Source organism: Sphingomonas sp. BL-S-30 (assembly GCF_055521475.1).
Window position 1 is genome coordinate 4,623,258 of the sequence record NZ_CM145481.1, and the last position, 18,940, is coordinate 4,642,197.

At 66.2% G+C, this 18,940-nt stretch carries 21 protein-coding genes and 1 riboswitch; of the genes, 9 read left to right on the plus strand and 12 right to left on the minus strand.

Annotated features, from left to right (window positions below):
- The first annotated feature begins 59 nt into the window (after window positions 1–59).
- The 7 genes from ACZ1I5_RS21695 (at window position 60) to thiC (ending at window position 7,155) form a co-directional block, all read left to right on the plus strand.
- Window positions 60–638: a TetR/AcrR family transcriptional regulator gene (locus ACZ1I5_RS21695; protein WP_465171302.1), complete on the plus strand. Its 579-nt coding sequence runs from the start codon at window positions 60–62 to the stop codon at window positions 636–638.
- Window positions 639–667: 29 nt separating this feature from the next.
- Window positions 668–1,474, plus strand: coding sequence for a sterol desaturase family protein (locus ACZ1I5_RS21700; RefSeq protein ID WP_465171303.1), 807 nt, complete (start codon window positions 668–670; stop codon window positions 1,472–1,474).
- Entirely contained in the window at window positions 1,440–1,835 is a 396-nt protein-coding gene (locus tag ACZ1I5_RS21705) for a DUF2141 domain-containing protein (protein WP_465171304.1), read from the plus strand. Before ACZ1I5_RS21700 ends, ACZ1I5_RS21705 begins: the two co-directional genes overlap by 35 nt.
- 72 nt (window positions 1,836–1,907) lie before the next feature.
- Window positions 1,908–2,786 (plus strand): MipA/OmpV family protein, encoded by an 879-nt coding sequence (locus tag ACZ1I5_RS21710; RefSeq protein WP_465171305.1) that lies wholly within the window; start codon window positions 1,908–1,910, stop codon window positions 2,784–2,786.
- 189 nt (window positions 2,787–2,975) lie between these two features.
- Window positions 2,976–3,950, plus strand: a complete 975-nt coding sequence (locus tag ACZ1I5_RS21715; protein ID WP_465171306.1) for a ferritin-like domain-containing protein — start codon at window positions 2,976–2,978, stop codon at window positions 3,948–3,950.
- 34 nt (window positions 3,951–3,984) lie between these two features.
- Window positions 3,985–5,028, plus strand: coding sequence for a ferritin-like domain-containing protein (locus ACZ1I5_RS21720; protein WP_465171307.1), 1,044 nt, complete (start codon window positions 3,985–3,987; stop codon window positions 5,026–5,028).
- A gap of 84 nt (window positions 5,029–5,112) precedes the next feature.
- A riboswitch (TPP riboswitch) is annotated at window positions 5,113–5,221 on the plus strand.
- Window positions 5,222–5,259: 38 nt separating this feature from the next.
- Complete coding sequence (gene thiC / locus ACZ1I5_RS21725) at window positions 5,260–7,155, plus strand: phosphomethylpyrimidine synthase ThiC (protein WP_465171308.1); 1,896 nt, start codon at window positions 5,260–5,262, stop codon at window positions 7,153–7,155.
- 280 nt (window positions 7,156–7,435) lie between these two features.
- On the opposite strand, the gene ACZ1I5_RS21730 is transcribed toward thiC, so the two are convergent.
- Genes ACZ1I5_RS21730 through ACZ1I5_RS21740 form a run of 3 tightly spaced genes read right to left on the minus strand, consistent with a single transcriptional unit; the run spans window position 7,436 to window position 11,230 of the window.
- Window positions 7,436–7,969 (minus strand): molybdenum cofactor guanylyltransferase, encoded by a 534-nt coding sequence (locus ACZ1I5_RS21730; protein WP_465171309.1) that lies wholly within the window; start codon window positions 7,967–7,969, stop codon window positions 7,436–7,438.
- Window positions 7,966–8,760 carry a formate dehydrogenase accessory sulfurtransferase FdhD gene (gene fdhD / locus ACZ1I5_RS21735; protein ID WP_465171310.1) on the minus strand — a complete coding sequence of 265 codons (795 nt, stop codon included), beginning with the start codon at window positions 8,758–8,760 and terminating at the stop codon, window positions 7,966–7,968. Before fdhD ends, ACZ1I5_RS21730 begins: the two co-directional genes overlap by 4 nt.
- Window positions 8,761–8,818: 58 nt before the next feature.
- On the minus strand, window positions 8,819–11,230 hold the full coding sequence (locus ACZ1I5_RS21740; protein ID WP_465171311.1) for an FdhF/YdeP family oxidoreductase: 2,412 nt from the start codon (window positions 11,228–11,230) through the stop codon (window positions 8,819–8,821).
- Window positions 11,231–11,489: 259 nt separating this feature from the next.
- Between ACZ1I5_RS21740 and ACZ1I5_RS21745 the strand changes: the two genes are divergently transcribed.
- Window positions 11,490–11,975, plus strand: a complete 486-nt coding sequence (locus ACZ1I5_RS21745; protein WP_465171312.1) for a hypothetical protein — start codon at window positions 11,490–11,492, stop codon at window positions 11,973–11,975.
- A gap of 33 nt (window positions 11,976–12,008) precedes the next feature.
- Here ACZ1I5_RS21745 and ACZ1I5_RS21750 read toward each other — a convergent pair whose 3' ends face one another.
- From ACZ1I5_RS21750 to ACZ1I5_RS21785, 8 genes are all read right to left on the minus strand, one after another.
- Window positions 12,009–12,416: a CopD family protein gene (locus ACZ1I5_RS21750; protein ID WP_465171313.1), complete on the minus strand. Its 408-nt coding sequence runs from the start codon at window positions 12,414–12,416 to the stop codon at window positions 12,009–12,011.
- The gene (locus ACZ1I5_RS21755) at window positions 12,416–12,769 is read right to left on the minus strand and encodes a DUF3817 domain-containing protein (protein ID WP_465171314.1); all 354 of its coding nucleotides are present in this window, start codon (window positions 12,767–12,769) and stop codon (window positions 12,416–12,418) included. Before ACZ1I5_RS21755 ends, ACZ1I5_RS21750 begins: the two co-directional genes overlap by 1 nt.
- 15 nt (window positions 12,770–12,784) lie before the next feature.
- Window positions 12,785–13,387, minus strand: a complete 603-nt coding sequence (locus tag ACZ1I5_RS21760; protein WP_465171315.1) for a TetR/AcrR family transcriptional regulator — start codon at window positions 13,385–13,387, stop codon at window positions 12,785–12,787.
- A gap of 79 nt (window positions 13,388–13,466) precedes the next feature.
- Window positions 13,467–14,222 (minus strand): hypothetical protein, encoded by a 756-nt coding sequence (locus tag ACZ1I5_RS21765; protein ID WP_465171316.1) that lies wholly within the window; start codon window positions 14,220–14,222, stop codon window positions 13,467–13,469.
- Window positions 14,219–14,686: a hypothetical protein gene (locus tag ACZ1I5_RS21770; RefSeq protein ID WP_465171317.1), complete on the minus strand. Its 468-nt coding sequence runs from the start codon at window positions 14,684–14,686 to the stop codon at window positions 14,219–14,221. The genes ACZ1I5_RS21765 and ACZ1I5_RS21770 overlap by 4 nt, the downstream gene beginning before the upstream one ends.
- A 63-nt stretch (window positions 14,687–14,749) precedes the next feature.
- On the minus strand, window positions 14,750–15,913 hold the full coding sequence (locus tag ACZ1I5_RS21775) for a diguanylate cyclase domain-containing protein (RefSeq protein ID WP_465171318.1): 1,164 nt from the start codon (window positions 15,911–15,913) through the stop codon (window positions 14,750–14,752).
- A gap of 332 nt (window positions 15,914–16,245) precedes the next feature.
- Entirely contained in the window at window positions 16,246–16,632 is a 387-nt protein-coding gene (locus tag ACZ1I5_RS21780) for a hypothetical protein (RefSeq protein ID WP_465171319.1), read from the minus strand.
- A gap of 516 nt (window positions 16,633–17,148) precedes the next feature.
- Window positions 17,149–17,577 carry a VOC family protein gene (locus ACZ1I5_RS21785; RefSeq protein WP_465171320.1) on the minus strand — a complete coding sequence of 143 codons (429 nt, stop codon included), beginning with the start codon at window positions 17,575–17,577 and terminating at the stop codon, window positions 17,149–17,151.
- Window positions 17,578–17,712: 135 nt separating this feature from the next.
- Between ACZ1I5_RS21785 and ACZ1I5_RS21790 the strand changes: the two genes are divergently transcribed.
- On the plus strand, window positions 17,713–18,345 hold the full coding sequence (locus tag ACZ1I5_RS21790) for a 2'-5' RNA ligase family protein (RefSeq protein WP_465171321.1): 633 nt from the start codon (window positions 17,713–17,715) through the stop codon (window positions 18,343–18,345).
- Here ACZ1I5_RS21790 and ung read toward each other — a convergent pair.
- Entirely contained in the window at window positions 18,235–18,936 is a 702-nt protein-coding gene (gene ung / locus ACZ1I5_RS21795) for a uracil-DNA glycosylase (protein ID WP_465171322.1), read from the minus strand. The genes ACZ1I5_RS21790 and ung overlap by 111 nt on opposite strands.
- Window positions 18,937–18,940 lie beyond the last annotated feature (4 nt).

Consider the following 18,940-nt stretch of genomic DNA (forward strand, 5'->3'; position numbering starts at 1 on the left):
CTATACTGTTTCGCATAATATAGTCGTTCGTCAATGATTCTTTGCGAAACGGTACAGATTTGTCAGAACGCCCCCGCGGCCGCCCGCGCAGCTTCGATGCCGATGTCGCGCTCAAGGCCGCGTCGGAACGCTTCCGCACGCACGGCTTTGCCGGCACCTCGCTCGACGAACTGGCCGAAGCGACCGGCCTCGCGCGCCCCAGCCTCTATGCCGCGTTCGGCGACAAGCGCGCGCTCTATGTCGCCGCGCTGACTCGGCTGATCGAGCGGGTCGAGCGTTCCTTCGGCACGCTGCACGGGCTCGGCCTGCCGCTGCGCGAGATGGTCGAACGCATGCTGATCGGGGCGATCAACGGCTATATGTCGGGCGAGAAGGGGCCGTCGGGGTGCCTGCTCGTCGGGACCGCCACGGCGGAGGCCGCCGCCGATCCGGAGGTACGCGCGGTGCTCGCGCGATTCCTCGCCATGGAGGATCGCTGTATCGAGGCATTGCTGGTGGAGGCGGGCAGCACGCGCCCGGCCGCGTCCGCCGTGGTCGTCGCCTCCGCGCTGCATTCGCTCAGCGTGCGGGCCCGCGCCGGCGAATCGCGCGAGTCGCTGGAACGTATCGCGCGGGATTGCGCCGCGATGGTGGTCTAGCCGGGGCTTTGCCGTGTAAGGCGGTGCCGATGACTATCGCCTTCGCCATCCTGCTCTCCGCCGTCGCGATGACGCTGATCGTCGGCGTGCGCTACCTGATCGTCAGCGGCGCCTTCGATCTGGCGACCCGCGCGAAGCATCCCGGCCTTTACGCCGGGCTCGATCCGCAGATCCGGCGCGAGATCTGGTGGAGCCTCGCCTCCGCCGCGATCTACGGCGCGCCCGCCGGCATCATCGCCTGGGGCTGGCAGAATCGCGGCTGGACGAGGATCTACAGCGACGTCCACGCCTTCCCCCTCTGGTATCTGCCGGTCTCGGTGCTGCTTTACCTGATCGCGCATGACGCCTGGTTCTACTGGACGCATCGCTGGATGCATCTGCCCCGGCCGTTCCGCCTCGCGCATGCGGTCCATCATGCCAGCCGCCCGCCCACCGCCTGGGCGGCGATGGCGTTTCACCCGATCGAGGCGATCACCGGCGCTGTGGCAATTCCGCTACTGGTGTTCGTGATTCCGATCCACCCCTACGCGCTCGCGGTGGTGCTCACCGTGATGACCGTTATGGGGGTTACCAACCATATGGGGTGGGAGGTTTTTCCTACGTTCATGTGGCGGGGGCGAATGGGGGCCTGGCTCATCACGGCGAGCCATCATCAGCGCCACCATGAGCAATATGGGGGGAATTATGGGCTCTATTTCCGCTTCTGGGATCGCCTTTGCGGCACGGACCGCGGCGTCGGCGATTTCGCCCGCGACCATGCGCGTGCGCGTCGGAAGGCGATTGGGCCTGGCGATCGTCGCGATGGCGCTGCTGCCGGGCGCGACGCCGGTCTCTGACCTGTCGCTCGACGTGGCGAAGCTGCGCTCGACGCATGGTCTGATCCGCATCTGCCTCACCGCCGATCCCGCGAACTTCCCCAAATGCACCGACGACAGGCATGCGGTGACCCGGTCGGTGCCGGCGACTCGCCACGACATCGCCTTTGACGGCCTGCCGCGCGGCGATTACGCCATCGCGGTGATCCATGACGAGAATGGCAATGGCCGGCTCGATACCTTTGCCGGCATTCCGAAAGAGGGTTTCGGCTTCTCGCGCAACCCGGTCATCACCTTCGGCCCGCCCAGCTTCAAGGCGGCGCGTTTCACCGTTTCCGGTGATGCCGATGCGCAACAGGTGAGGATGCTTTACCTGCTTTAGGATCGAGGCGGCGGACCCAAAGCGCGGCAGGCCGCGTTTGCCGCCCTGATGACCCGTTCCTGGAGTATGCTTGTGACCGCACAAAATCGTATCGCCCTGCTCGCCGCAACCTTGTCCTGCTTCACCGCGGCGCCCGCCTTCGCGCAGGAGATACCGGCGGTGTCCGCCCAGGGCCCTTCGCAGCAAGAGGCCCCCGATGCCGACCGCACCAGCTTCACCATCGGCGGCGGCGCGGCCCTGATGCCGAGCTATGAAGGGTCGAACGACTATATCATCGCCCCCGCCGTCGCGGCGCGCGGCAAGGTCGCCGGCTTCGCCTTCTCGACGCGCGGCACCCAACTCTATGTCGATCTGATCCCGAACCCGTCGGGCCCGTCCATCGATGTTCAGTTCGGCCCGATCGTCGGCCTCAACTTCAACCGCACCGGCCGCGTCACCGATCCGCAGGTCAAGGCACTGGGCAATCGCAAGATCGCGCTCGAGGCCGGCGGCTATGTCGGCATCGCCAAGACCGGTGTGATCACCAGCGATTATGACAGCCTCTCGCTCAAGGTCGCCTATGTCCATGATGTCGGCAAGGTCTATCGCAGCTACGTCATCACGCCGTCGATCGAATATACCACGCCACTCAGCCGCAAGGCGTTCGTCGGCATTTCGGTCTCGGCCGATTATGCCGGCGCCGGTTATTCCCGCGCCTATTTCGACGTCGATGCCGCTGGCTCGGCACGCAGCGGCCTGCCGGTATTCAGCGGCGGCAAGGGGTGGAAGGACGTGAGCTTCGGCACGGTCGTCGGCCATTCGCTCACCGGCGATCTGCTCCACGGCCTCGGCATCTATGCGATGGGGTCCTACACCCGGATGCAGGGCAGTTATGCCGACAGCCCTGTGGTCAGCATCGCCGGCAGTCGCAACCAGTGGTTCGGCGCGATCGGGCTCGGCTACACCTTCTGATCCCTTTTTTGAGGTGGACCGAAGGGATGTGCGATGGATCGGGGGCGAACGACTGTTGCTGTCGCCCCCGCACATCGGCTACCCGAAGACGGAAACCGGTCGGAAATCGACATGCCCGGTCATGCAAATGACGGGAAACGGTGGCTGAATCCGTCCTGTCATGGGACACCATCTCAAGGAGAGGTCATTTTGACCGACGACCAGCAGCTGATCGAGGGTAGTGAGTCGCCCCTCCAGCCGGAAAGCAACCTGCGTAACGAGCGCCGCGAATTCTTCAGGGCCGCGCTCGGCGCCGCCGCGGCGACCGCGGCGGGCGCCGGTGCCTTGTCGATCGCCACCTCGGCCTCGGCCGCGACGATCGTCGACAACGACATGGGCAATTTCCTGCTCCAGCTCGAATATCTCGCCGCGCAATATTACAGCTTCGCCGTCACCGGTGCCGGCCTTCCCGCCGCGATGCTGACCGGGGTCGGTACCGCCGGCGCCGCCACCGGCGCGCGTCAGGTGACCTTCACCGATCCGCTCGTCGCTCAATATGCCAGCGAGATCCAGCAGGACCTGGCGGCGCATGTCTCCTTCCTGCGCGCCACGCTCGGCACCGACGGTGCGACCGCTCAGCCGGCGATCGATCTCGGCACCGGCACGACCAGTGCGTTCAGCAAGATGGCGGTCGCCGCCGGCATCGCTGCCGCGGGCGCGTTCGATCCCTATGCCAGCGACGAGAATTTCCTGCTCGGCGCTTATATCTTCGAGGACGTGCTCGTCACCGCCTTTGCCGGCGCCGCCGCCTCGATCTCGGACAAGACGTTCCTCGGCAAGGTCCTCGGCCTGGTCTCGACACATTCGCATCACACCGCGGTGATCCGGTCGCTGCTCTATGCAAAGGGCGTGGCGACGCCGGCGCTCAGGACGAACGCTGACAAGATCTCCGACGTCCGGGATACGCTCGATGGCACCGCAGATCTCGATCAGGGCATTTCGCCCAGCACGGTCAGCGGCAATATCGTGTCGAACGTCGTGCCCGCCGGCGCGGACGGCCTCATCGCCGGCCGCTCGACCGGCCAGGTGCTCAACATTCTCTATCTGAACAGCGCTGCCGTCAGCCTGGGCGGCTTTTTCACCGCCGGCCTCAACGGCACGGTGAAGACCAGCTCGGCGAACTGATCGCACCTGTGCTCCCCAAAGGGAAGATTTCACGATGACCGATACCGACTCCCCGATCCCGGCGCTCGACATGGCCGGCCCCGCCGACGACCGCAGCTTCGGGCAGCGCCGGCGCTTCCTGCTGCTCGCCGGCAGCGCCACCGTGGCGATGGGCCTGGCTGCCTGTGGCGGCAGCAACGACACCTCGCCAACGCCGACGCCCACCTCGACCGTCACGCCCACGCCGTCGCCCACCTCGACCTCCACGGTCGCGCTCGACGTCGACTACCTCAACTTCACGCTTCAGCTGCAATATCTCGTCACGCAATATTTCATCCGCGCGACCACCGGCACCGGTGTCGAGGCGATCCCCGCCTCGGCCACCCTGCCCGGCGGCGGTGCCGCGCTGCTCACCGGCACCGGCACCCAGGGCGCGGTGACGGGCGGCACTCAGGTGACCTTCACCGATGCCCTGCTCGGCCAATATGCGCGCGAGATCGCGGCGGGCGAGCTCGCCCTGCTCGGTTTCCTGCGCTCGGCGATCGGCTCGGCGGCGGTTTCCGCCCAGCCGGTGATCGACATCTCGAACAGCATCACCGGCGGCTTCACCCGGCTGGCGCGCGTGGCGGGCCTGATCGGTCCCGCCGATCAGTTCGATCCCTATTCGAGCGAGACCAACTTCCTGCTCGGCGCCTTCCTGCTGCAGGACGTCATCGTCAGCGCCTATATCGGCACGGCGCCGTCGATCGCGAACCTGCTCTATCTCAACGCGGCGGCGGACGCGCTGGCGACGAAATCCTTCCACGCCGCGATGGTCCGCTCGCAGCTCTATGCCCGTGGCACCGCCGCGCGCTCGGCGACCGATCAGCTCAGCAACGCCCGGGATTCATTCGACGGCGCCAGCGACAATGATCAGGGGGTCACCGGCAATGCGAGCACCGCCAACGTCACGCCGACCAATATCGACGGCATCGTCTTCGGCCGTACCCCCGGCCAGGCGCTCAATGTGCTGTACACCTCCTCTTCGGCGGTGGTCGGCGGGGGTTTCTACCCCAACGGCGTGATCAGCACCTATTTCAAGACCAGCGCCGCCAACTGAACCTGGCAGGATCGCAAAGAGACAGGCCGCGCGACCCTTGGGTCGCGCGGCCTTTTCTTTGTGCGCTGACACGCCTAGGGTCCGTCCCATCCCCGGGGGGGCGCTGATGCGCGCCTGAGAGGGGGGCTGCAGCCCCCGACCCGCCGAACCTGATCCGGTTGAGACCGGCGGAGGGAGGGAGCGGCTTTCACCCGAAATCCGTCCTCGCTCCGCATATTGGAGCGAACACCCATGGCCGACATCCCCGCCCGCACCGAAATCGGCGTCACCACTGGCCCGATCCGCGGCTCGCGCAAGATCCATGTCGGCGAATGGCGCGTGGCGATGCGCGAGATCATGCTCGAGCCGTCGAGCGGTGAAGTGCCTTTGCGCGTCTACGACACCTCGGGCCCGTACACCGATCCCAAGGCGATCATCGACATCAACGCCGGCCTGCCGTCGCTCCGCCGCGACTGGATCATCGGCCGCGGCGACGTCGAAAGCTATGACGCGCGCGAGATCAGGCCCGAGGACAACGGCCTGTCCGGCCCGGATCGCTCCGCCGGCGTGCCGCAATTCCCCAATGTCGTGAAGCGTCCGCTGCGCGCGAAGGCCGGGGCCAATGTCAGCCAGATGCACTATGCCCGCCGCGGCATCATCACGCCCGAAATGGAATATGTCGCGATCCGCGAGAATATGGGCCGCGCCGCCGCCAAGGAGAAGCTGATCCGCGACGGCCAGGATTGGGGTGCCTCGATCCCCGATCACGTCACGCCCGAATTCGTCCGGGACGAGGTTGCCCGCGGTCGCGCGATCATCCCCAACAACATCAACCACCCCGAATCCGAGCCGATGGCGATCGGCCGCAACTTCCTCGTCAAGATCAACGCCAATATCGGCAACAGCGCCGTCGCCTCGAACGTCGCGGCGGAGGTCGACAAGATGGTCTGGTCGATCCGCTGGGGCGCGGACACGGTGATGGACCTGTCGACCGGCCGCAACATCCACGACACGCGCGAATGGATCCTGCGCAACTCCCCCGTGCCGATCGGCACCGTGCCGATCTACCAGGCGCTGGAAAAGGTCGGCGGCGTCGCCGAGGACCTGACCTGGGATATCTTCCGCGACACGCTGATCGAGCAGGCCGAACAGGGCGTGGATTATTTCACCATCCATGCCGGCGTGCGCCTTGCGTACGTGCCGATGACGGCGAAGCGCGTCACCGGCATCGTCAGCCGCGGCGGCTCGATCATGGCGAAATGGTGCCTCGCGCACCACAAGGAGAGCTTCCTCTACGAACGCTTCGACGAGATCACCGAGATCATGAAGGCGTATGACATCGCCTACAGCCTCGGCGATGGTCTCCGCCCCGGCAGCATCGCCGATGCCAATGACGAAGCGCAGTTCAGCGAGCTCTATACCCTCGGCGAACTCACCCACCGCGCCTGGAAGAGCGACGTCCAGGTCATGATCGAAGGCCCCGGCCATGTGCCGATGCACAAGATCAAGGAGAATATGGACAAGCAGCTCGAGGTTTGCGGCGAGGCGCCCTTCTACACGCTCGGGCCGCTCACCACCGATATCGCGCCGGGCTATGACCATATCACCAGCGGCATCGGCGCCGCGATGATCGGCTGGTACGGCACGGCGATGCTTTGCTACGTCACCCCCAAGGAGCATCTCGGGCTCCCCGACCGCGACGATGTGAAGGTGGGTGTCGTCACCTACAAGCTCGCCGCCCACGCCGCCGATCTCGCCAAGGGCCACCCGGCCGCGAAGCTCCGCGACGACGCGCTGAGCCGCGCCCGCTTCGAATTCCGCTGGCGCGACCAGTTCAACCTGTCGCTCGATCCCGACACGGCGGAGCAATATCACGACCAGACCCTCCCCGCCGAAGGCGCCAAGACCGCGCATTTCTGCTCGATGTGCGGGCCGAAATTCTGCTCGATGAAGATCACGCAAGAGGTGCGCGACTTCGCGGCGAAGCAGAACAGCGGCGTAGACAACTTCCTTGCCGCCGCACCGGCGCAGGAGGGGGATGCGGCAAGGGCGCGCTTTGCGAATGCCGATGCCGAAAAGGGCATGGATGAAATGAGCGAGAAATTCCGTCAAACTGGCGGGGAGATCTACCTGCCGGCCGCCGAGTGAGGTTTACGCGAACGTGAGGCGCCCCTCTCATTCCTCCCTCTGCGCAGCAGGGGGAGGGGGACCATTCGCCCTTTGCGAATGGTGGAGGGGCCTCCCCAAGCGAGACGGCGGAAAAGGCCATTGGTCATGACCGAGAATCTCTATGAAATTCTTCGGCCGTAAAAAGCCCCCTCCGCGCTGGACCGCCTGCGCGGCGCAGGCTGGAAGTGCACCTCCTGTGACCTGGGAGTCTCAGGGACACTATACTAAACTCGCCCCGTCCTGACCGGCACCTAAGCCGTCAAGGCGCTGTGAGCCCAGCCAGATCATCCGGACGATTGACGTTCGGAATAGGCCGCTCCACCTCGATCTGGATCGCGCCCATCTGCTCCGCCCAGCCCATGATCGACCGCTCCGGCGACCGCTCCAGATAATCCGCCAAATCGCTGGCCAGGTCCGCCGGCCAGCATCCGATAACCGGCATCCCCCGGACAACCGCCGGCGCTTTCGCGGCGAGCAGGCTGACGAAGACGGATGCCGGGACGACAGGCGTGTCGCAGGCGATGGTGAGGACGGTGGAGAAACCCATGTCGCTGGCGTGCCGCATCGCGCCGCAAATCCCTCCCAGCGGGCCGAGATCGTCGCGTGGCCAATCGGGGATGGCCGGGAAGCCCATCACGGCACGACTGCCGCCGGAGACCGCGACGAGATCGCAATGGGGGGCAAGCGCCTCCGCTGCATGCGACAGCAGCGGCCGGCCGCGCCACAGGGCCATGGCCTTGTCCGTTCCAAATCGCCGCGACATGCCCCCGGCGAGAACCGCACCGAGAATCATGGCGCGTCGCTCCCTCCAGCGACCGAGAGCACGGCATCCGGTCGGGCCAGGACCATCAGCCTCAGGCCACAGGATCGAGCGCGCTCGATCGCAAGGTCGGTTGCGGCCGAGATCGTCACCAGCGTCGGGCACCCGCTGAGAGCCGCTTTCTCGACCAGCTCATAGGAACAGCGCGACGACAGCAAGGCAAAGCCTCCATCCCACCGGATGTCTGCCCTCACCATGGCGCCGATCAGCTTGTCGAAGGCATTATGGCGCCCGACATCCTCCCGCACGTCGAGGATCGATCCATCCGCCGAACATCGGGCCGCTGCGTGGACAGCACCGGTTGCGCGATTGAGCGGCTGGTGGTCGCCAAGCTGCTCCAGCGCAGCGAACATCGCGTGGTCCGCGATGCCGTTCGCTGCCGTCACCCGCGGGAGCGGCCTCAGGGCGTGTTCGAGATTGTCGATCCCGCAAAGGCCGCACGAGGAATCGGATACCCGGTGGCGGACCCGGTCGACCACTCTGGCGGCATTCGCGGCCGGGAGCTGAACCCGAAGAACGACGCCGGCGGCCGCTTCATGCGTGTCGATCGCCAGAACGTCGCGATCGTCTTCGATGAGCCGCTCGCTCAAGGCGAAGCCGACCGCGAAATCCTCCAGATCCTGCGGCGTAGCCATCATGACGGCATAGCCGATGCCATTGAATTCGATCGCGATGGGCTTCTCCACCGCAACCGCGCGGGTCACGGGGTCGCGATCGCCGTTTCTGGCGATCCGGTCGAACGTGCCGGGTATGGAGCGATTCATCGATCTTCCACATCGCCATTCGCGAACGCGGCGTTCACCCGACCGGTAAGGCGACCCCTCACCGCTCGGACGGATCGGCGGGCGATTGCTGCATCGCGACGGATCCCCGCGCCCGAGACGCGTCGTCCGCACGCCCGACCAGGCCCGCGCGAATAACGGTAGCGGTGGCGAGGTCCGCCGGAGACGCGCGTCGCAACCGCACCGGGACCGATTTGTACGACGGCGTCAGGCTAGCCGGATCGTGATCCTCGAGCGCGATCAGCGGCTGTGTTTCGGGATAATAGGCGCCGCAACAGCCATCCGGCAGATCATAGCGGACGATCGTCAGCGCCCGCACGACGCGGTCGGGATGGGCATGAGTCAGCGCCGTCTCGACATCGACCACATCGCCCTCGGCAAAGCCAAGGCGCGCCATGTCGCGGACATTCAGGAACAGGACGTCGCGCCGCCCGAATACCCCGCGATAGCGATCGTCCAGCCCATAGATGGTGGTGTTGTACTGATCGTGCGCGCGCAGGCTGGTCAGGCGCAAGATGTCGGGCTGCTCCGTGTCGACGCCGTCATCGCCATGCGGGAAGATCAGGAAATTGGCTTTGCCGCTCTCCGTCTTCCACACCCGCTCGGCAGCGGAATTGGGCAGGTGGAAGCCGCCGGGTTGGCGGATGCGGTCATTATAGGCCTCGAAATCGGGGAAGACCGCTTCGATCCTGTCGCGGATCAGGGCATAGTCGCCGGCGAGCATTTCCCAGTCAACCGGCACCTTGTCGCCCAGAGTCGCGCGCGCGAGCCGGGCGATGATCCAGGGTTCCGATCGCACCATGTCGCTCGGCGGCGCGAGAAAACCCCGCGAGGCGTGCACCATCGACATTGAATCCTCGACCGTGACCGACTGGACGCCGGTCGCCTGCTCGTCGAGCTCGGTACGGCCGAGTACGGGCAGGATATAGGTCGTCTTGCCGGTGAGCAGGTGCGTGCGGTTAAGCTTGGTCGCGAGCGAGACGGACAGATCGAGATTGCGGAACGCCGCAAAGCAGGCCGCCGGATCGGGACCCGCGACCGCGAGGTTGCCGCCAAGGCTGATGATCGCCTTCGAGGTCCCGTCGCGCATCGCCGCGATCGCATCGACGACCGAATGGCCGTGCTTGCGCGGCTGAACGAAGCCGAAGACCGATTCCATCCGGTCGAGAAACGCCTTGGTCGGGATCTCGGTAATGCCGACGGTGCGATCGCCCTGGACGTTGCTATGGCCCCGCAACGGGCAGATGCCCGCGCCGCGGCGGCCGATATTGCCTTTCAGCAGGAGCAGGTTGGCGATCTGCTGGACATTGGAGGTGCCGGTGCGATGCTGGGTGATCCCCATGCCATAACAGACGATCGTTGCCTCGGCGGCGGCATAGGCCCTGGCGACCTGTTCGAGATCGGCCCGGGCCAGGCCGCTGCCGCGCTCGATCTCCGCCCAGGATATGACGTCGAGATCGGCGGCGAAGGCGTCGAAGCCGGCGGTGTGCCCCGCGATGAAGCTGTGATCGAGCACCGGGGCGGTATCGGCCGCCGTGGCGGCGCGGTCCATGTCGATCAAGGCCTTGCAGATGCCCCGCAGCGCCGCTGCATCGCCGCCGATCCTGACCTGGAAATAGGCCGAGGCGATCGGCGTCGAGCGCATCGTCACCATCTCGACCGGTTCCTGCGGCGCCTGGAAACGCTCGAGCGCGCGCTCCTTCAATGGATTGAGCACGATGATGGTCGCCCCGCGCTTCGCTGCGTCGTGCAGCGACGTCATCATGCGCGGGTGATTGGTCCCTGGATTATGGCCCATCGACAGGATGAGATCGGCGTGGTCGAAATCGTCGAGGCTGACCGTGCCCTTGCCGATGCCGATCGACTTCGGCAGCCCGACCGATGTCGCCTCGTGGCACATGTTCGAGCAGTCGGGGAAGTTGTTGGTGCCGAACGCGCGGGCATAGAGCTGGAACAGGAAAGCGGCTTCGTTGGAGGCGCGTCCCGACGTGTAAAATTCCGCCTGGTCCGCATGGTCTAGCGCCGCCATCCTGGCGCCGATATCGGCGATCGCCTCTTCCCAGGCGACGACTTCATAATGGTCGGTCGCCGGATTGTATCGCAACGGATGGGTGAGGCGGCCCTGGCCTTCGAGCCAATGGTCGGGCTGCTCCCAAAGGTCGGCGACCTTGTGCGCGGCAAAGAAGTCCGGATCGACGCGCTTGGCCGTCGATTCCCACGCGACCGCCTTCGCACCATTTTCGCAAAATTCGAACGCGGAGGTGTGCTTGGGGTCGGGCCAGGCGCAGCCTGGACAGTCGAAGCCATCGGGCTGGTTGTTCTTCAACAGCGTCTTGCTGCCCTGGACGATCACCTGTTGGCGTTTCAGGGCGACCGCGACCGCCTTGAGCGCACCCCAACCGCCCGCGGGTTCGTGATAGTCCCTGATGCCATCCGGACGTTTTTCGGTCATGCGAGGGACCTTGTCTAAAAATGCCTGCCGCGTCGTCAGGACAATGGCGGATTACCAGCAATGTTGATCTCATACCAAGGTCTCGGTGCCGCCGGGCGGGAAGATGCCGTTCCGCACGCTTTCGGCCGAGTGCCGAAGCCACTGCGCGCATCCACGGCGCGTTCCGTATCCGGCACAATTTTCATTCCGCTGCCGACACAAAACCCCTCGTCGACGCCACGCCCACGATATACTCTGCGCAAAACTAGGGGGTGGGCCAATGATTCTCGGACTGTCGGTGCCGGCGTTCACGCAGCTTCACACGATCATCAGCCTGATCGGCATCCTGACCGGGCTCGTCTTCCTCGCGGCGCTGCTCGGCGGACGATGGCTCAAGGGCTGGAACCTCGCTTTCCTGGTCTTCACCATCTTGACCAGCGTTACCGGCTTCTTCTTCCCGATCAAGGTGATCGGCCCGCCGCACATCGTCGGCGCCATCTCGCTGGTCGATCTCGCCGTGGCGCTGGTCGCGCTGTACGGCTTCGCGCGGGCGGGCATCTGGCGCCCCGTCTATACGATCACCGCGGTCTTCGCGCTCTATCTCAACGTCTTTGTCGGGATCGTGCAGGGCTTTCAGAAGATCCCCTTCCTCAACGCCTTCGCGCCGACCGGCACCGAGCCGCCCTTCGCGATCGCCCAGGGCCTCGCGCTCATTGCCTTCATCGCCGCCGGCGTGATCGCGGTGCGGCGCCCCACGCCGCGCTGACGCGCCGATACGACGCCCGCCCCCGCCTCAGTCTCAAAACGGTTTGACGACTACCAGCAGCGCAATGAGCGTGGTCGCGCATGCGATGAACGTCGCGATACCAAGGGCGGGCGGGCGCGCGTCAACTTCGGCCCTGTTTCGCAGCCGCCGCAGCCTGCCAGACTGAACCCCGTGCAGCCCCGTGAGCGCCACCACGACGCTCAGCTTCGCCCATAGCCACCCGCTCCCGAACCACGCCCCCTGCACCGCGATCGTCGCACCGGTCAGCCACAGCAGCAGCATCGCCGGCACCGTCACGCGCCGGTCCCAGGTGGCAACCAGTGCCGCCATGGCCGGCTCGCCCAGCCGGCCGGCCGCCACCGCGACACTCTGCGCGAACAGCCCGCCGATGAAGAGCAGGACAGCGGCGACATGCGCTGCCTTCACCCAGAGATAGGGCATCACCGCCGCTCCAGTCCGGCGGCGAGCGCCGCCCGCTTGCGGCGCAGCAGCCCGGCATTGAGGAAGCCACCGAACGGCACGAACGCGGCCACGCCCAGCCGGAGCGTCTCGCGCCGCGACCAGCCGCCGCCCGAGACGGTGGCGATCATGCTCCACAGATAGGCGACGAACGCCGCGCCGTGCACCGGCCCCATGATGCGCGTGGCCATAGCATAGCCGAGGACATGCTTGAGCGGCACCGCGACCAGCAGCAGGATCAGCAATGTGCTCGCCTCGACGAAGGAGGCGAGGCGCAGCCGCCGCAGCTGCGCGAGGTCGTCGATGATCGCCGACGAGGCGGCAGAGGAGGCCATGGAGTTGCTCCGGCGCTAGAGATCGGCAGGGTCGGCACCGCTTCGCCGCAGCAACGCGACCAGCGCCGTCTGCGCGCGCCGGTCGGCGTCCGGGTCGCGGTGGAAACGCATCGCGCTATGGTGCGCGAGATAGATGCCGCATAGTTCCCAGACGAGCTGGTCCAGATCCGTGTCCGCATGCAGATGGCCCAGCGCCACCGCCGCCCCGGCCTCGGCGCGCAGCAGCCCGCGCCACTCAGCGTCCAGCGCCGCCACCCGGTCGCGCACCGCGCCCGGCGCGTCGTCGAGCTCGAACAGCGCGGCGGCAATCGGGCAGCCGCCGCGCAATCCCGCGCGGGCCGACCAGCCGAACCACTGGCCCACCAGCGCCATCAGCCGCGGCAGCCCCTGCGGATTGCGCATCGCGGGCTCCACCACATGGTGCCGAGCGACTCGGACGGCCTCTTCGATCAGCGCGATCTCCAGCGATTCACGCGATCGGAAATGAGCGAACAGGCCGCTCTTGGACAGGCTGGTCGCCTCGGCCAGCCGCCCGATCGTGACGGCGGCAAGCCCGCCCTGGCTCAGGCTCTGCAGCCCTTCCTCGATCACCCGTGCACGAGTCGCATCCGCTTTCATGCATTTTTAGTACGAACGGTCGTGCTATTTTGCAACCGTTATCGATTGTCGGGCGAGAGCTGCCGGACTTGCGGCCCCCTCAAGGCTCGGAAGCTGCCGCCCCGGCCGGCTCGGCCACCGGCTGCCCCAGCTTCGACAGATAGCTTGCCGTGCCAACCGCCCGGCCGCGCCCTTCCTTGCCGTCGATGCGATTGACCAGCCCGCCCAGGCTGTTGCCGAAGGTGCCGCCATAGACGAACGCCGGCTGCACCAGCGGCCGTGAAGCCAGCCACGCCGGTATTGCGATATCGCCCTCTGCCCGCGGGCGGATTTCCAGTCGGTTCGGCACCGGCTCGATCCGCTGGTGCAGGAACATCATCCCGATCAGCTTGCCGCTGGTCAGCTTGGCATCTGGATTGTCCGTCTCCTCGCGCTGCGGCTCGAACACGCCCAGGTCGAGCACGTCGCCAGCCCTGGCCTGGAAATGATAGCTGCCCAGCGAAAAGCTCGTATCCGCCGATCCCAGCGACGCGCCGCTACCGCCCGTCCCGGCGATCACCCAGGTGCCGGGGTCGATCTCCAGCAGGAACAGGCGGCGCTTGCCGTCTTTCGCGATCGGGTCGTTCTGCGCCGTCACGCCCGCACGCACCTGCCTCGCCTGCACGTCATAGGGCGCGAAGAGGATTCCGGTGACCATCCGGCTCGTGCCCATCAGTTTGACCACCACCGGGTCGACCTGGACGAGCAGATAAGCCTTGTCGGCCTTGAGCTGGCCGGTCGATGTGATCTTCGCCGGCGCGGCGGGCGCCACGACCAGCAATGCCAGCGCCAGTACCGCGCGCATCAATGCCCTCATTCGTACATTTCCTTGCCCGGTGGTGCGGTGCTGGAGGCGAGCGTGAACCATTTGTCGATCCGCGCGGCGACGTCCCCGGTCTTCTCGATCGCCTTCCAGTCGGCCTTGTCCATCTCGAACCGGCGATAGCCCTTGTCGGCCAGGCAGATGCGCTCGACCTGCCATTGCAGTCGCCGCGTCTCGCTGCCCGCCAGCAAGCCGGCCAGCAGGTTGGCGATGCCCGCCGCAGCGGCCGACTGGCCCGTGGTCAGATTGTTGTTCTGCCAGATCTGCCGGTTCATCTCGGTCGTGTCGGGCGAGATGCGCGCCACGCCGCCCGCGAGTGCGTCGCAGGCCAGCCGGTCTTCCAGATAGGTCTGGCGATCGACCGCGGGCTTGTTGAAATAATAATAGTCGCGGGCAATGGCCGGCGACGACACCAGCAAGGCGGCGATAGCCCCGGCAGCGGACAAGAACAGCTTCATCGGCGCCCCCCGACCCCTCTCTCCGCCGCAATGAATGCGCCGCGGCGCGCGATTCCGCAAGCGTCAGGCCACCCGCCGGCCGGCCTCCACCCGGAGCGCACGCCCCTTGCCGCCGCGCTTCGCTGCGTACAGCGCCTCGTCCGCCGCCTGCAGCAGCGCATCCAGATCGAGCCCGTCCCCGGGGCAGGACGCATAGCCGAGGCTGCCCGATACCGGCAGATCCAGCTCCCCGATCTGCGTCGGCCGGCACAGCCGAGCGATCACCCCGGCCAGCCGCGCGTCGACTGACGTTTCGCCCGCGTCCTCGCGCAGCATCAGCACGAATTCGTCACCGCCCAGCCGCCCGACCAGCGCGCCCGGTCCGGCATGCCGGGTCAGGCGTTTAGCCACCACCTTGAGCAGTGAATCGCCGACATGGTGGCCGTGCGTGTCATTGGCCTCCTTGAACCCGTCAAGATCGACCAGCGCCACCGTCACCCGCTCGCCGCTCCGTCCGGCCTCGGCCAGCGCCCGTTCGATCGCCTCGCAGATCGCGCGCCGGTTGGGCAGGCCCGTCAGTGGATCGGCATTGGCCAGTGTCTCGACGCGCCGGTGCAGCATCAGCGTCTCGATCATCTGGCGGTGATAATCGCGCAGGAAGCCGATGTTGAGCAGCGCGACGCTGATCATGCTGACGCCCAGCACCATCGCCATGAAATCGCCCGACACGATCATCGCCGCGCCGGAGGGCAGGATGCCGATCAGCAGCGTCGCGATCGAGGTGAGGCGCAGCGGCGCCAGGCAATGCGCGATACTGAACGTGCCGAAGGCGAGCGAGATCGGGATCAGCAGGGGATAGCCCAGGCCGCCTTCGGCGAAGCTTGCGGCGCTGAACGCGCTGACCAGCGCCACCGAGGCGATCGCCGCGATGCGGGTGCCCTTCAGGAACCGGGCGATCGCGACCGGGTCGCCCCCGGTCTCCGGCCGGCGGAGCCATTCGGCCAGTCGCCACAGGCTGAACGCGACCCCGATCACCGTCCAGCCATAGTCGCGCAGCGGCACCTGCTGATGCCACAGCACATAATCGACCAGCGCGATGTTGATCAGCGCGACGAGGTGGAGCGTCGGAATCTGGCGGTGGATGCTGGCGAACTGAAAGGCGACCAGGCTGTCGCGTATTTCGGCCGGCGGCGGTGGCGACCATCGCCGCCAGACGGCCTGGGCGGCACCGAAAACACTGGATCGCATGGCTTTTCCCCGCCGGATCGTCCGGGAAACTATCGGGCCACATGGTAAACAAGTTGTAAAGAGAGGCGTGGACCGCGAGGGCGGCGGGGGCCATTTCCGGCCAGCCGGACTTGTTGCCTTCAATGTCAGCGACCCTACTGACATTCGCCCGCACGACCACCGTCTTCGTGTCGATTCAATCACGCCGCAGGCTAGCCCACTACTTCATCCGCGCTGTCGCCGCCCTTCGATCACGCGGCGAAATGAGGATGGGAGAAGCGGGATATGTATCCGCGCGGCCCGATGGTCGGACAGTGGTGGGAAATGACGGCATCGGCGCTCGCGCCGTGGGATCACCCCGGCGCACCCTCGCTCATCGCGAACGACCGCGCCTGCCGCACGCCGCGCAGGCCATAGCCGGGAGGGCGCGTCGCCGGCCCGGCGTCATTGGCGGCGGGCGCCATGAACACGCTCTCCAGCGCCGCGCGGTTGATGCCGTCGGGCGCCGAGCTGCACGGGAATTTCGTCCTGAGGCCCTGCACGGTGGCGGCCTGGGCCAGGGCGCGCTCCTTCAGCCGCTGGCCGACCGATTTGCGCACCGGCAACCCGGCGACGATCTTGATCCAGCTGTTCCAGCTGATGCCGAGCCGCTGCATCACCTCGGCCTGCGATCCGACCAGGGGTTCCAGATCCTCCACCAGCTCGCGGTTGACGATGCACATTTCCGGTCGTCGCTGCATGATCTGCTTCCTCGAAGAGCTATGTCGGCCCGGCACAGGGCGAATTCATCGCCGACCAGCGTGCATGGCGATGCCGCCATGTCCCCTGGAAGGCACGGTGCCTTTCTCGGAGAGAGCGATTCTCCCCCGGCAAGCCTCTCCGAAACATACCGCAATGGTTGCGGCTTATCCATAAACGATCGTTGAGCATGAATCGAAGATATTCCAGACGAGCAGGCGCCATCGAGGCGCCTTGTCCGCAATATACTATAGGATGTAGTTGGTGGCCGGCGACTCGTTGCTGTTATTTTATGTATCTTGTTTGTTCGGTTCCCGGTGCGCCGCGGGGACGCGCCGGGCATCATGGTTGATATCAGATCGCTGACGCTGTTTCTCATCAAATCCGCGCGATTTACGCACCGCGCGTGCCAAATTCATGCATAAAGACCTGAATCGCGCAGGAATCCTGCGTCCTATCGGCTCGACGCAACGGAAAAGACCTGCGCGCACGCCGGCTGATTCGCGCTGGCGTGTCGATCAGATCCAGCCGGGCGCGTGGACCAGTTCCAGCTTCATGCCGTCCGGATCTTCGAAGAAGACCGCATAATAGTCGCCCGAATAGTCAGGATAATGCGCCGGCGCGTCGAGCACCCTCATCCCATGGTCGATCAGCAGGTCATGCAGCCGGTCGACATCCTCGCGGCTTGCCGCCCGCCAGGCGAGATGGTGCAATCCCGGCGCGTAGCGCTCATGAGCATGGGACGCGAGCGCGGGGTCGCAGGCCCTTAATCCCAGGGATGCGCCTGACCCGTACGGGCCCAGATCCCATTCGCACCCCTCGGGCTCGTCCTTGACGCAGCGATAGCCGAGATATTCGAGCACCGGGCCGTACACTGCCTTCGACGCGGCGACGTCGCGGACGGTCAGGTCGATATGGTGGAATCCGCCGCGGTGGCTCCTGGTCATGTCTTCCTCTCCTCAGGCAATGCACTGAACCATCGTCGGGCTGGCCCGGTTCAATCAAGGCGCCCAGCACCACCGGGGACTGGACACGCTGCGAAGAATAGAACATAAAGAGAACACACTGTCGAGTCGCATGCCATGTTCTTCGAACGGTCAGATCGCCTGCTCTTCCTGCTGCGTCCGCCGGCACCCGTGGCGGCGCATATCGATCAGGAACGCCGCCTGCTCGATCTCGGCTGGCCCGTCCGGACCGACTATCTGCACATCACGCTGTGCAAGCTGGATTTTCCGCGCCTGCCGGGCTGGGCCGTTCCGCTGATGCAGGCGATCGGCGAGTGCGTTGCCGTCCCGCCGTTCCGGATCGTGATGGATCGCATGACCGGCAGTGCCCGATCGGTCGTGCTGCGGCCGAGCGAGCGGATCGGGGCGCTGTTCGACCTGCAGGCGCGGCTCGCGGCCGCGATCGCGCGGGTCGATCGCTTGCGCGGGCAGCCCTATCGTTTCAGCCCGCATCTCACCCTGGTCTATCGCAAGGGCGACGCGTTCGACTGGGAGGTGGAGCCGATCAGCTGGCAGGCGGACGAGCTGTTGCTGGTGCACAGCAAGGTCGGGCTGACTCAGCATATCGTGTGCGGTCGCTGGCCGCTGGCCGCGCCGGCGTCAGTTCAGGGCCGGCAACGCCCAGTCGATCGGTTTCTGCCCATGGCTTTCGAGAAAGGCGTTCGCCTTGGAGAAATGCCGGCACCCGAAAAAACCCGCATGTGCGGATAGCGGGGAGGGGTGCGCTGCCTTCAGCACCAGATGCCGCCCGCCGCGATCCACGCTGTCGACGAACGCCGCCTTTTTCTGGGCATAGCTGCCCCATAGCATGAACACGACCGGCTCGGGCTTCGCATTGACGAGGCGGATGACGGCGTCGGTGAACTTCTCCCATCCGCGGTCGCGGTGCGAGGCGGCCATGCCCATCTGCACCGTCAGCACGGAATTGAGCAGCAGCACGCCTTGCTTCGCCCAATGCTCCAGGAAACCGTGGCGCGCCGGCTGGATGCCCAGATCGCTCGCCATTTCCTTGTACATGTTGACCAGGCTCGGCGGCGGCCGGACGTCGGGCTGCACCGAGAAGCACAGGCCGTGCGCCTGTCCTTCGCCATGATAGGGGTCCTGCCCCAGGATCACGACCCGCACCTCCTCGAGCGCGGTCAGGTCGAGCGCGCGGAACCACTCATTGCCCTTGGGGAAGATGCGCTTGCCCGCTGCCTTCTCCGCGACGAGATAGGCCTTGAGCGCCGCCATATAGGGGCTGTCGAACTCGGGCCGGAGGGGTTCGAGCCAGCTCGGATGGAGTTTGACCGCATCGCTCATGGCC

Excerpts from the sequence above, each read along its gene's own strand:
- thiC (WP_465171308.1), top strand. The coding sequence starts at position 5,260 with ATGGCCGACATCCCCGCCCGCACCGAAATCGGCGTCACCACTGGCCCG.
- ACZ1I5_RS21730 (WP_465171309.1), bottom strand. The coding sequence starts at position 7,969 with ATGATTCTCGGTGCGGTTCTCGCCGGGGGCATGTCGCGGCGATTTGGA.
- ACZ1I5_RS21705 (WP_465171304.1), top strand. The coding sequence starts at position 1,440 with ATGGCGCTGCTGCCGGGCGCGACGCCGGTCTCTGACCTGTCGCTCGAC.
- fdhD (WP_465171310.1), bottom strand. The coding sequence starts at position 8,760 with ATGAATCGCTCCATACCCGGCACGTTCGACCGGATCGCCAGAAACGGC.
- ACZ1I5_RS21740 (WP_465171311.1), bottom strand. The coding sequence starts at position 11,230 with ATGACCGAAAAACGTCCGGATGGCATCAGGGACTATCACGAACCCGCG.
- ACZ1I5_RS21770 (WP_465171317.1), bottom strand. The coding sequence starts at position 14,686 with ATGAAGCTGTTCTTGTCCGCTGCCGGGGCTATCGCCGCCTTGCTGGTG.
- ACZ1I5_RS21755 (WP_465171314.1), bottom strand. The coding sequence starts at position 12,769 with ATGGCCTCCTCTGCCGCCTCGTCGGCGATCATCGACGACCTCGCGCAG.
- ACZ1I5_RS21700 (WP_465171303.1), top strand. The coding sequence starts at position 668 with ATGACTATCGCCTTCGCCATCCTGCTCTCCGCCGTCGCGATGACGCTG.
- ACZ1I5_RS21790 (WP_465171321.1), top strand. The coding sequence starts at position 17,713 with ATGTTCTTCGAACGGTCAGATCGCCTGCTCTTCCTGCTGCGTCCGCCG.
- ACZ1I5_RS21780 (WP_465171319.1), bottom strand. The coding sequence starts at position 16,632 with ATGCAGCGACGACCGGAAATGTGCATCGTCAACCGCGAGCTGGTGGAG.
- ACZ1I5_RS21750 (WP_465171313.1), bottom strand. The coding sequence starts at position 12,416 with ATGCCCTATCTCTGGGTGAAGGCAGCGCATGTCGCCGCTGTCCTGCTC.
- ung (WP_465171322.1), bottom strand. The coding sequence starts at position 18,936 with ATGAGCGATGCGGTCAAACTCCATCCGAGCTGGCTCGAACCCCTCCGG.
- ACZ1I5_RS21785 (WP_465171320.1), bottom strand. The coding sequence starts at position 17,577 with ATGACCAGGAGCCACCGCGGCGGATTCCACCATATCGACCTGACCGTC.
- ACZ1I5_RS21745 (WP_465171312.1), top strand. The coding sequence starts at position 11,490 with ATGATTCTCGGACTGTCGGTGCCGGCGTTCACGCAGCTTCACACGATC.
- ACZ1I5_RS21720 (WP_465171307.1), top strand. The coding sequence starts at position 3,985 with ATGACCGATACCGACTCCCCGATCCCGGCGCTCGACATGGCCGGCCCC.
- ACZ1I5_RS21775 (WP_465171318.1), bottom strand. The coding sequence starts at position 15,913 with ATGCGATCCAGTGTTTTCGGTGCCGCCCAGGCCGTCTGGCGGCGATGG.
- ACZ1I5_RS21760 (WP_465171315.1), bottom strand. The coding sequence starts at position 13,387 with ATGAAAGCGGATGCGACTCGTGCACGGGTGATCGAGGAAGGGCTGCAG.
- ACZ1I5_RS21765 (WP_465171316.1), bottom strand. The coding sequence starts at position 14,222 with ATGAGGGCATTGATGCGCGCGGTACTGGCGCTGGCATTGCTGGTCGTG.